Annotated in this window: 13 protein-coding genes; 4 read left to right on the top strand and 9 right to left on the bottom strand. The window is 39.8% G+C overall.

Annotation, left to right across the window (positions count from 1 at the left end):
* Positions 1-58: 58 nt before the first annotated feature.
* From yjjG to P20311_RS15925, 3 genes are all read right to left on the bottom strand, one after another.
* Positions 59-733 carry a pyrimidine 5'-nucleotidase gene (gene yjjG, locus P20311_RS15935; RefSeq protein ID WP_008114796.1) on the bottom strand — a complete coding sequence of 225 codons (675 nt, stop codon included), beginning with the start codon at positions 731-733 and terminating at the stop codon, positions 59-61.
* Between the two features lie 11 nt (positions 734-744).
* A complete protein-coding gene (yjjX, locus tag P20311_RS15930) occupies positions 745-1,284 on the bottom strand; it encodes an inosine/xanthosine triphosphatase (protein ID WP_008114794.1) in 540 nt (179 codons plus the stop codon).
* 167 nt (positions 1,285-1,451) lie between these two features.
* Positions 1,452-2,351 (bottom strand): phosphoribulokinase, encoded by a 900-nt coding sequence (locus P20311_RS15925; RefSeq protein WP_008114793.1) that lies wholly within the window; start codon positions 2,349-2,351, stop codon positions 1,452-1,454.
* Positions 2,352-2,466: 115 nt separating this feature from the next.
* Between P20311_RS15925 and P20311_RS15920 the strand changes: the two genes are divergently transcribed.
* Both P20311_RS15920 and P20311_RS15915 read left to right on the top strand, forming a co-directional pair.
* Complete coding sequence (locus P20311_RS15920; RefSeq protein ID WP_008114790.1) at positions 2,467-3,339, top strand: hypothetical protein; 873 nt, start codon at positions 2,467-2,469, stop codon at positions 3,337-3,339.
* Positions 3,340-3,409: 70 nt separating this feature from the next.
* Complete coding sequence (locus P20311_RS15915; RefSeq protein ID WP_008114788.1) at positions 3,410-3,775, top strand: hypothetical protein; 366 nt, start codon at positions 3,410-3,412, stop codon at positions 3,773-3,775.
* Positions 3,776-4,024: 249 nt separating this feature from the next.
* On the opposite strand, the gene P20311_RS15910 is transcribed toward P20311_RS15915, so the two are convergent.
* The 6 genes from P20311_RS15910 to P20311_RS15885 form a co-directional block, all read right to left on the bottom strand.
* The gene (locus P20311_RS15910) at positions 4,025-6,598 is read right to left on the bottom strand and encodes a M1 family metallopeptidase (RefSeq protein WP_008114786.1); all 2,574 of its coding nucleotides are present in this window, start codon (positions 6,596-6,598) and stop codon (positions 4,025-4,027) included.
* A gap of 106 nt (positions 6,599-6,704) precedes the next feature.
* Entirely contained in the window at positions 6,705-7,385 is a 681-nt protein-coding gene (locus P20311_RS15905; protein WP_008114784.1) for a hypothetical protein, read from the bottom strand.
* 88 nt (positions 7,386-7,473) lie between these two features.
* Positions 7,474-7,824 carry a DUF2750 domain-containing protein gene (locus P20311_RS15900; protein WP_008114782.1) on the bottom strand — a complete coding sequence of 117 codons (351 nt, stop codon included), beginning with the start codon at positions 7,822-7,824 and terminating at the stop codon, positions 7,474-7,476.
* An 11-nt stretch (positions 7,825-7,835) separates the two neighbouring features.
* Positions 7,836-8,420, bottom strand: coding sequence for a glutathione S-transferase family protein (locus P20311_RS15895; RefSeq protein WP_008114780.1), 585 nt, complete (start codon positions 8,418-8,420; stop codon positions 7,836-7,838).
* Between the two features lie 69 nt (positions 8,421-8,489).
* Positions 8,490-8,771, bottom strand: coding sequence for a peptidylprolyl isomerase (locus P20311_RS15890; protein ID WP_008114778.1), 282 nt, complete (start codon positions 8,769-8,771; stop codon positions 8,490-8,492).
* A gap of 75 nt (positions 8,772-8,846) precedes the next feature.
* Positions 8,847-9,416 (bottom strand): glutathione peroxidase, encoded by a 570-nt coding sequence (locus P20311_RS15885; RefSeq protein WP_008114776.1) that lies wholly within the window; start codon positions 9,414-9,416, stop codon positions 8,847-8,849.
* An 87-nt stretch (positions 9,417-9,503) separates the two neighbouring features.
* Between P20311_RS15885 and P20311_RS15880 the strand changes: the two genes are divergently transcribed.
* On the top strand, positions 9,504-9,992 hold the full coding sequence (locus P20311_RS15880; RefSeq protein WP_008114774.1) for a GNAT family N-acetyltransferase: 489 nt from the start codon (positions 9,504-9,506) through the stop codon (positions 9,990-9,992).
* A 111-nt stretch (positions 9,993-10,103) separates the two neighbouring features.
* Positions 10,104-11,383, top strand: a 1,280-nt coding sequence (locus P20311_RS15875; RefSeq protein ID WP_036985274.1) for a response regulator, incomplete at its 3' end; no start/stop codon positions are given.

Here is an 11,383-nt window from a genome sequence, read left to right as displayed (position 1 = left end):
TAAGACGCTTATTAGTCGTCATTTTTTTTGGCTGTTTGTCAGCATAATCAGTCAGGTATTACAGACCTAAAATGGTTTGTAACTGTTTTAACTCAGTGACTTGATACGTTGGCTTAATACCTTCAGGTAAGATTACCCCTGGGTGCTGTAACCAGCAGGTGTCTATGCCTGCATTTCGTCCACCAAGAATATCACTGCTGGCGGTATCACCTACCATTAAAATTTGCTCTTTCGGTGGATTCCCCATTAAATTAAAGGTGTGCTCAAATATCTCTTTTGCAGGTTTAGCTATACCTACTTTTTCAGAAATTACCAGCCAATCGAACATATCTTGCAGCCCAGTATGTGCTAAGCGACGTGCTTGTAGCTGAGAAAAGCCATTGGTGATAATGCCTAACTTGGCATGAGGTTTGAGGGCGTTTAATAATTCAACCGCACCGGGTAAAGGCATGCAAATTTCAGCCATTGCCGATAAAAAATCATCATTGAGCTGCTGGGCTGGTACATCAAGTTTATTTGCCAGCTCACTAAAACGAGTTACTTGCAGGTGGTTTGCGGTAATTTCGTTATTTTGATAGGCAATCCATAATGGCTTATTGGTATTTTGGTAATGATCATAATCTGCCTTGGTAAAATCCATGTCATAAGCTGCCAACATTTTTTGTAAGCCAGCAAAGGCATTAAAGCTAAATAAGGTTTCGTCGGCATCAAATAATACGTAGTTATACTTCATTAAAACATCCGTTATTGATTATATAAAGTGGGATTAAGAAAAGGCGCCATGGCGAGAGTCAGCGCTTGAGTATAGGTACTTTCTCGTGTTGCATGATGATCAGTTAATAAACCAATAGCACCCCCTTGCTGCTTGATATTGGTGGTATTAAAAGCCTTATCCATCACGTCTCCGAGCTCTTCACCTTGCAGCAATGCTTTATAAAAAACCGAAGGCAAAGGTAAGTTACTGCTTCGGCCTGTAACTTGCTGTGCGCCGTCATCAATAACAACATAGGCAAAGGTTGCTGCACCATAGCTAAATTGCGCTGCGCCACCTTCCATCGCTATGTAGTAGTCTGCTTGATGCTGTGCTTTACAGTAGTTAACTCGGTTTTGTGCACCCAAACACGTCTGCTCTTCGCCTATAGGTTGATCGGGTACATCAGAGGGGGCGTGAACGCCACCACATTCAATTACCTGCTCGGGAAAATACATCGCAAAAATGTGTTTAGCGGCATTTACTTTTACTGGGTTTTTAGACCCGACAATAATTTTAATAGCTTGCGACATACTGCTCTCATCATACTTAAAATCAGCAGTGTACGTGAGTTAGACTAAACAAAAAAGAGCAGAATGTATTTGCGATCACTTGATAAAAGAGGTGGCCAATTTCATAAGATCATCACATGTTGTTAGATCTTATGAACCAAGTACTCTCTAAGAAATGAGCGATACACTTAAATAGGAATTTCAGGTGGGGCTAATTTTGCTAAGGCGCGCTTTTTCAAAATAATATCTTTGATCAGTGGCGTAAGCACTAGTTCCATTGCCAGTCCCATTTTGCCACCGGGCACTACAAGCGTATTGATCCGCGACATAAAGCTGCCTTCAATCATGCGTAAATAATACGGGAAATCAACGTCATCAATGCCCCTAAAGCGAATAACTACAAAGCTTTCATCAAGGGATGGGATATCTTTAGCGCTAAATGGATTAGAAGTATCAACGGTTGGCACTCGTTGAAAGTTAATATGGGTACGTGAAAATTGCGGCGTTATATGATTAATGTAGTCATCCATACTGCGCACAATCGAGTCCATTACTTTTTCACGAGAATGACCGCGTTCTGAGGTATCGCGAATAAGCTTTTGGATCCACTCAAGGTTAATAATTGGCACCATGCCTATAAGTAAATCAACATGCTTAGCAACATCATGATCTTCGTCGACCACGCCGCCATGTAAGCCTTCGTAAAACATTAAATCTGTGTTTTGCTCAAGCTCTTGCCAAGGAGTAAATGTTCCTGGTAACTGGTTATAAGGCACGGCTTCATCAAAGGTATGTAAATAACGACGCAGTTTACCTTCGCCTGTTTCACCATACTTAGTAAATAAGTCTTCTAATGCACCAAAGTCATTGGCTTCTCGGCCAAAATAACTGATATGTTTACTTTCTTGTTGGGCTTCTCGAATTTTTTTGTCCATTTCAGGACGTGTATAGCGATGAAAGCTATCACCTTCAATAAATGCAGCATTGATGTCGAGGCTGCGGAAAATATGCTTCACGGCATTGGTGGTGGTTGTAGTGCCTGCTCCAGATGAGCCGGTGATTGCAATAATAGGGTGTTTAGCTGACATGTTTGTTCTCTTTTTTATGACCCGTTAGTTATAAAGACCTTACTAAGCTAGGTCAAGTGACGTCATCAGTAAATAACGTTATCATGAGGTGCTTAAAATTAAAACGAGAGAAAGCATGAAACTGATCAAACCGTTGTTAGGGCTAATAACAATTAATGCTTTAACATTAGGCGTTGCCCAAGCAAATATGCCTAAAAGTCAAATACTACTTGCCGATTTAAATACCCCGCATGGCATACGCGTAAGCATTGTTAGTGATAAAACCAGCTACAACAATCAGCCCCATTTAACCGATACGGGCCTTTATTATACGCGTGAGGTAATCAGTAATAAGCAGAGCCAAACTGATATTGCACGTTATGATTTATCATCAAAACAAACCTCTATGATCACAAATACAGCTGTAAGTGAGTATTCGCCAACAGTAACACCGAGTGGCGATAGTTTATCTGCCATCGTGGTTGAGGAAGATGGCAAACAAAAACTATGGCAATATCCGCTGAGTACAGAGCAGGCACCAAGTCGTATTTTTGATTGGATTGAGCCTGTGGGCTATCACGCTTGGGGAAATAACAACGATTTAGTAATGTTTATTTTAGGCGAGCCACATACATTACAATATACCTCGGTTGTTGCGGCTAAAGGTGAGGTTGTAGCAAATAACATTGGTCGTACACTTATTTATAATAAAGCGCAGAGGGAATTTTTATTTAGTCATAGTAAGAATGGCCAGCATCACTTAGCCCGTTTGGAACCACAAACCAAGCGGGTGAGCAACATACTTAGGCTGCCAAACCAAGTACAAGACTTCATCTTAAAAGATGAAAATACCATTGCTTACGCAATTAAAAACCGTATCTATCAACGAAAACTAACAGCAGGTTCTGACATATCGCAATGGCTTGATTTAAGCCAATATTGCGATACTGAAATTAGCCGGTTAAGTTATAAAAACCAGCAATTAGCGTTTGTATGTAGTGTTAAATAAACAATAAATTTCGGACTTTCACTCATGCATGAGTTAGTCTGACCCCCTATTAAATAAAAAGGAAAGTCACGTGGCATTTAGCGCAGACGAGTTAACAGAGCAGCTGATAAAACTAGAGTGTAGAAGTAACTTTAAAATAAAAAACATTGCTGAGTATATGCTAGCAAACTCTAAAGAAGCGTTTTACACCCATGCCGAAACGGGGAAAGGTAAAATTGTGATCCGCCCTGCATTTGAAGTGTTTAGTGATGACTTTACTGATATTGATGGGGTTGTGCGTACTCAAGGTTATTTTCATAGCAGTGAAATGACCCGTTTTCCCACTCGTATTTATAAAAGCGCACAGCCTATTCATTATGGTGTCGCTTTTAAAATTAACTCTGAACAAGCGGCAAAAGAGTTTATAGCTAAGCTAACCATGATTATTGGTGGTTAATAGAATGGTGCAGGGCTAAAGGCAAAAGGTGCAAGATAAAATCTTCAACCTTTAACCTTTATAACCCTTAATCTTTGTCTTTAATCACTAGCTCTAAAAGGGCTGCGCCTCTTAATCTCTTTGTGAATAAACTTTTTAAGATTTTATACACAAAGAGAAGGCAATGAGAAAACATCAGCCATTAGCCCGAGTTTGAGGTTTTCGGCCCGTTACCCGTCGCCCGCAGCCAGCCATCCTTTGAACTTTAACTTATTTACTATTCAAAAAGCTATTTACTGATTTGAGTTCACGGTTTTTAAGTGCAATACAGTCATTCGTACTTTCTGCAAGCTTACTTAATGTGCGCGCATAGCCAGGTACGTCATCAAGTTTAGCGTCAAAGAACGTTTGCGTTGTCGCTAAACTTTCAGCATCACAGCTAGCAGTAGTAAAGTAAGGTAAGTTAGGCACAAAAAATGGTGGCAAACTTGCTGTTACTTTATCGTAGTTGCTATATATCCAATCAATAAACAGTGCTTGGCGTTCATCGGTGTAACTTTGCCCCGATAAAATAGTACGCATATCAGAAGCGGTTACTTCATCGGTTAAGCTATATGCAAGCACTGCTTTTTGGAGTTCAGGTTTACCAAAATAACCCATTGCTGCCAACATATTGGTACGAACTTGTGGATCTTTAGTGGTTTTAAAGGTTGCCATAAACTGATCAAGCAGCGCTTTATCACCATGAAAAGCCGCAAGACGTAAGTAAGTACCCGCTAAATAAGGGTCTACATTTTGCGGATCGTTTAAGTAAACAGCTGTTTGCTGCTTAGCTTTATTGATCACATTTTTATCTTCACCATCAAAGCCTAAACGCGACACTACCGCAGCTCGCAGTTGAGCAACAGCGCCATCTTCCCCCATTTTTGCTTCTAGGCCATATTTTTTAGCGGCAGGCATGACTGCATTTTGAATAAATGTAGGCCATAAATCTTTGTTGCTATCGTCTTTAAAGGTACGTTGCTGAGATGCTAAATAACCTAAAGCAGTGTTAGCTACGCGTGGATGACTATCACTGGCAAAAACTTCAAGCGTTTGCATCAGCTTAGCAGCAGAAATTACACCTGCGTCAAGTAAGGCGTCAGTAGCTGATAACAATGCAAGGCGCTCACGGTCGTTTAATACGCTCGCTGCATTATCAATTAGTGCGTTAAATTGCGCATCGTCCATGACCCAGCGGTAGTAACCTAGCGCACCTTGGTCTGGATATATCCACTCTGGCTCAAAATCTAATTCTAGCGTTTGGCTTTGTTTATTAAGTAATACACTGGCAGTTTTTACTTTATCGCCAGCACCATATTTAATAGCAACGGGTACATTCCACAGTTGGGCTGGAGCATCAACACCGGCATTGGCGAAACGACTTTGCGAAATCGTAATGTTATTACCTTGCTGCTTAACGTTAATTAGCGGAAATGACGATTGTTCAATAAACGATTTCAAAACACTCGCTACATCTTTGTTAGATGCTTTACCAAGTGCTTCCCATAAATCGGCAGCTTCGGCATTTTTATAAGAGAACTCTTTTAAGTAATTTTGAATGCCAGCTTGAAATGCGTCTTCGCCAATCCAGTTTTCAACCATCGCCAGTACTGAGCTACCTTTGCTGTATGCAAGGCCTAAACCGTCCATAATATCGGCTTCGGTTTTAATTGGTTTACGAATTGGCTTAGTGCTTAAGCGAGCATCTAACGCCATTACATTATTTTGTGGTAAATCTAGGTGTGATTCAAACTCAGGGTTAAGTTGCTTAGTAATTTTTGCTGCCATCCAGCTAGCAAACGCTTCGTTTAACCATAAGTCGTTCCACCACTTCATAGTCACTAAGTTACCGTACCATTGGTGAGCTAATTCATGGGCAATAATAGAAACATTACGTTGCTTTTTACTTCGCGTTGCAGCTTCTAAATCAACCAGAAGAATATCTTCGCGATAAGTTACCAAACCTGAATTTTCCATTGCCCCAAACGGAAACTCTGGAACAGCCACTGAATCTAATTTTTTATACACGTAAGGAATACCAAAGTACTCTTCAAGTGCGCCCAGTACTTTAGGCATATTCTCTTTTGCATACTGTGCTAAATGAATTTTACCCTGTGGAGTAATTACACGGCCAGGAATTGGCATACCCTTAATCTCTAGCTCTTCAAACGGGCCTACAGCCATAGCTACTAAGTATGATGGAATTGGTGGCGTTTTATCAAAGTAATGGGTAGTCATATCGCCATTCACTGTCGTTTTTAACTCAGGTGTATTTGAATACACTTTTTGTGAAGTGGGGGCGGTAATAGTTAACTGAAATGGAATTTTATAGCTTGGTTCGTCAAATACAGGAAACGCTCGACGGGCATCGCTCATTTCAAATTGGGTGAAAAGATAAGGAACGCCTTGATCTAGGGTTTTATATAGCCCCACACTTTGGCGATTATATGGCGCTGAGAAATCAATTTTTAAAGTGTATTTACCCGGCTGAATTTGCTCTTCGCAGCTAAATTTAACTTTACCGGTTTTAAGCATTTCGCTGTTTAAGTCGCAGTTTTGCTCACCCAATAGTTGAACCATTTTGGTTGCGTAATCAACACCATTAAGTTCAATGTAGCGTGTTGGTTTAAGCACCTCCAAACTGATTTCAGTCATTCCTGTAAAAGTATCCTGACTTGGGTCGAGCGTTAAAGCGACTTTTTGTGAACTTGGCTTTGCGAGCTTTTCAATGACGAACTCATTAGCGTTAGCAGCATTTATCGCAAGCGCAACGCTCACGGTTAAGAGGCTTTTAAAAAACATAGTTATCCCTAGATTTTTGTTGTTAGAAGAGTGAGTACACTCCATCCTAACAGCTTTTTTTGCTAGAGTAAGCGAACAACAATAAGGAAAAGAGTAACAAAGTTTGTCAGTGGCTATCTCGTGCTAAAAACCGCTGCCAATGAATGTGGGAATTAATAACCCGGAGCTGTTGCAGCACCTTATTTAACAAGGCTATATCGTTAAAGTTATCATGGGGGTAATCATTAAAGCCCATTAAGTAATTGAAGCAGTCTTTAGAGCCTGCTTGCAGGGCATAAATACGAATTTGCTGTTCAAAGTTAAGCCGCAAACTACTAATCGCGGTTTTCATTCCGAGTTGATCCACGGAAGGAATTGCACATTTTTGCAAATACCCCGCACGTTCGCCCTCGCCTGAAAACCAAATGCGTACTTTTTCACTGTAGCGTCCTGTTTTTGCTGGGAGGTCAAACAGTAAACGTGTGTGTTTTTGCGCTTTTACGTAGGCTAAATAATCATTAAGTCCGGCCTTAATAAGGGCGTTATGTACAGGAATTAAACGGGGTTTAATTTTACCATGAGTATGAAAGCTAAAGCAGAGAATGCTATTTTTAACCACCAAGTCATCTAGGGTTAAATAGCCAATTTCATCACTGTAAGCGCCACTGTAGTACGCAATTAAAGGCAGCCAAAAGTGCCAGTGCTTAGCTTGTTCGCGGGCAAGCCGAGTATCACTATAAATATATCCGGTATAGAGCGTATGCAGCTCCATAGCTGAGAATGGACGACGACCAAGATGGGTTTTCAACGCAGTACCTTGACAGTTTTTATTATTTTATACCCCAACTAATCGTTGTTGTTAATTGGGGTAGTGCCTGCAAATAAACAGTTAAAACTTATTCACTTAAAGCGCGAGCTAAACCAACTGGTTCAATTTCTACACATACTTGATCGTCATTCCAATTTAAACCAACCAGAGCATCATCCGATTTAAGGTCTTCAACCCAATCATCTAAAAATTCATCTAGATTGATTTCTACCGGACTGTAGTCTTTCCACTCTTCTTTACACTGCTCTTTTGCTGCGTCTTCTGATTCCCACAGTAAAAGTACATCGGTGTCGTCAAACTGATTTGATTCACATACAACAAAGCCACCATCTTGTGCACCTAGTGCCCAGATCTGCTCACTAACACGTACTTTTTCTACAAAGCTAACTAGTTGTGATTCAATTTCGATATCGCTCATGTGTTCACCTTTTAAAATTTGAGTCGAGGGTTGGTATTTTTAGCCGCTTGACGCTGACTAAACGCTTCATAAAACTTAACTAACTGCGGCTGCGCGCTAAAATCAGTGAGTTCACGAAAGCAGATCCAATCTAGCAAGCAGTATAAACTGATGTTGAGGCATTCACAGCTTTTAAATTCATCATCGTTTAAATGATCATTTAAATAGTCTAAAGTTTGCGCAATTCGCTCATTTTGCAGATTAAAAAATAGTTTATCAGCTTGCGTGTCAAACCCAGAGCGCTGACATATCAATAACTCAACCAATGAATCGTTACAGGCGTTGATGCTAGTTAAAAAATGCTCTTGCGGCCAAGTTAGCGGGTTCTGCTGTGTTTTTTCAAGTAAGTAACGCAGTATATTGTTTGAGTCGCTTAAGTTAAGCGAGCCATCAATTAAGATAGGGATTTTAGCTGCCGGGTTGTGCGACATCATTAAAGAGCGGTCATCGCTTGAAAAAATGTCGAGATTTATAAACTCAAGCTCACAGTTATTTTGTTGTGCCCAAATTCTGACACGGCGAACATAAGGGGAAGAAATAGAGCCAAGTAATTGCATATTGGGGCTTTTGCCAACTCCACATAAATAAAAAGCCGCTAATGCGGCTTTATTAATAAATCGATTTGCTTACTCTGAGCGGCTGGTTACTTCTAATAAATGGTAACCAAACTGTGTTTGAACAGGACCTTGTACTTGGTTAAGTGGCGCTGAAAAAACCACCTTATCAAACTCAGGAACCATCATACCAGGTCCAAACTCACCTAATGCGCCACCATCTTGACCTGAAGGGCAATTAGAGTGCAATTTAGCTAGCTCAGCAAAGTCTTCGCCTTGCTCAATTTTGTCTTTAAGGTCTAAACATTGTGCTTCACTGTCTACGAGTATGTGCCTTGCACTTGCTACTGCCATAAAATCTCCTATTTATAAGTTTAGTTTTCTATATACTAAGCAACATCTTAGTAAGGTTAAACTGAAAACACAAAATTAAAATGCACTTTTGATGGCGCTTTCTAATTTTGCTGAATCGGGTTTGACGCGGCTGTTAAAGCGAGTCACTGATTGACGATCTGCCGAAACCACGTATTTATAAAAATTCCAGTTAGGTGAACTAGTTTGCGCGTTCAAATGTTTAAAAACTGGGTTGGCATCGCTGCCACGCACTGCGCTGGTGGCTAACATAGGGAAAGTAACGCCGTAATTCACATAACACACTTTTGCGGTATCTTTTTCATCGTTCTCTTCTTGAAAAAAATCATCTGATGGAAAGCCTAATACCACCAAGCCTTCGTCTTTGTATTTATTATAAAGTGCTTCTAAACCTTCAAATTGCGGCGTAAAACCGCAGTTACTCGCAGTGTTAACAATTAAAAGAGGCTGGTTCTTAAAATCACATAAGTTAATGGTTTCAGTTGAGCGCAACTTTCTAAGTGAAACATTCGTGAAGTCATTGCAGGTGTTTGCATCTAATGAAGGGGGGGGCGAGTCTGCGGCATATGTATTTAGCGAAACACAACTTAACGCGAGGGTTAAACCAAGTATTATTTTTTTTATCATGCTATTACCTTAAGTGCGTTTTTAGAGTATTTATGTAACTTATCATACGCTACTATAGGCGAAATTGATCAATTTTACTTATTCTCTATGACTATACGTTTAGCAAAACCTGATGATTTAACTGCCATTGTTGCCATTTACAATGAAACTATCCCTAGTCGAATGGTGACCGCCGATACCGAAGAGGTAACTGTTGCTGATAAACAGCCTTGGTTTGATAGCCATACAGCTCAACGACCTATTTTTGTTTACTGCGAAAATGACCAAGTATTAGCCTGGGTTAGTTATAAATCGTTTTATGGGCGCCCAGCTTACGATGGCACCGTTGAACTAAGCATCTACATTACGGCGGCAGCCCAAGGAAAAGGGTTGGGTAAAAAGTTGATGCAATTTGCACAACAACAAGCACAAAACCTCGGCATTGAAGTGTTACTCGGGTTTATTTTTAGCCATAACGAACCAAGCATTAAATTATTTAAGCATTTTGATTTTGCAGTATGGGGAGAGTTGCCCAATGTTGCAAGGATGGATAACCAGCTGTACAGCCTGACTATTTTTGGTAAGCATTTAATCTAAACCCACAACCATAGGCAAGCAAAAATTACATTTATGTAGACGATTATGCCAAACCAAAAATTCTATACTATGCTGAAAAGGTGTTTAATTAATTCTTAAAAGTGTACATAAATGGCGCAAAAAATACTTATTATTGATAGCAGTAGCATGATTGCTATGCGCTTAAAAGTACTGCTTGAGCTAATTGGTTGTGAAGTTGAATTAGTTCATTATTCTATGTTTGATCAAAGCAGCAACATAGATGCATACGATATGCTTGCCTTTTCACAAGGGACACCAACAACTCTGGTTGCTTCGCTGGTAAAACAAGCGACCCACCAATCATTTTTACTTTTAGCGCCCAAGGCTGAAAGTGGTGAACTGCTTGATGCATTTGGTAAATTAAACGAGCTTGTTCCAGATGCCACTATTATTTATCCATTTTTTTCTAATAAAGAAATCACTTCATTTATTGAAGATCTATTAGAAATAGGCCCTGATCATATTTTTAAACTGCCTACAATTTTGTTGGTTGATCATGTTAGTGAGCGTTTAGAAATGCTAAAGAGTAGTTTAGTGGGTGCACATATAGAGGTATACACAGCTACAAATCATGATGAGGCGCTTAATATTGCCAAACTCAGAATGATTGATATTTTAATTAGTGATTTTAGTTTAAAAGAAGGGCTTGGCTTAGATATATTTACCAGCCTTAAGCAGATACAGCCGCATAGCCGCTGCTTATTATTAACCTCGCGTCCTGCTCAGGTTTCTATGATTGAAGCGATTCGCCAAGGTGTTGAAGACGTTTTAATTAAGCCACTCGATGACAATGTGTTATTACAAGCAGTACATAAGTTGTGGCAAACCGAACTGCTAAAACGTCATAACGCAGAGCTAGTTGAAAGGCTACAAGATACAGTCGATGTTCTGATTGAAAAAGACAGTTTGCTGCAAGTAATTTTTAAAAACACCCCCGATCCAATTTTACTTTTTGAACGTAAAGGCAAAATAGTAGAGGCTAACGACGCGTGCTTAAAACTGTTTAATTTACCGTTTAAAAAGCTCATTGCTCACTCGTTATTTCACTTTTTAGATGACGATTCAGTAAAGGCAATTAAAGATAAAATATCTACTTTAAACAGTAATCGGCAATTTAGTTGCGACTTACACATAGTCAATAAAGATGGCAGTAAAATTCCACTTGTTGGCTCATTTAATGAAATTGATCATCATGGTGAGATAGCATTAGCGGTTATTTTTAAAAACGTAACCCATTTAAAACAAAAAGAAGATTTACTACTTGAGGCGAAAGATCTTCTAGAAGAGCAGGTCAGAGCGCGGACTTCGCAACTTGAGCATGCGAAAAACATTGCTGAAGCAGCTAATTTAAGCAAATCAGAGTTTTTGGT

Origin of the sequence: Pseudoalteromonas sp. BSi20311, assembly GCF_000239875.1 — a bacterium.
In the GTDB taxonomy this organism is placed as follows: domain Bacteria; phylum Pseudomonadota; class Gammaproteobacteria; order Enterobacterales; family Alteromonadaceae; genus Pseudoalteromonas.
Note: the sequence above shows the minus strand (reverse complement) of the source record. Positions and strands in the feature narration are given on the sequence as shown.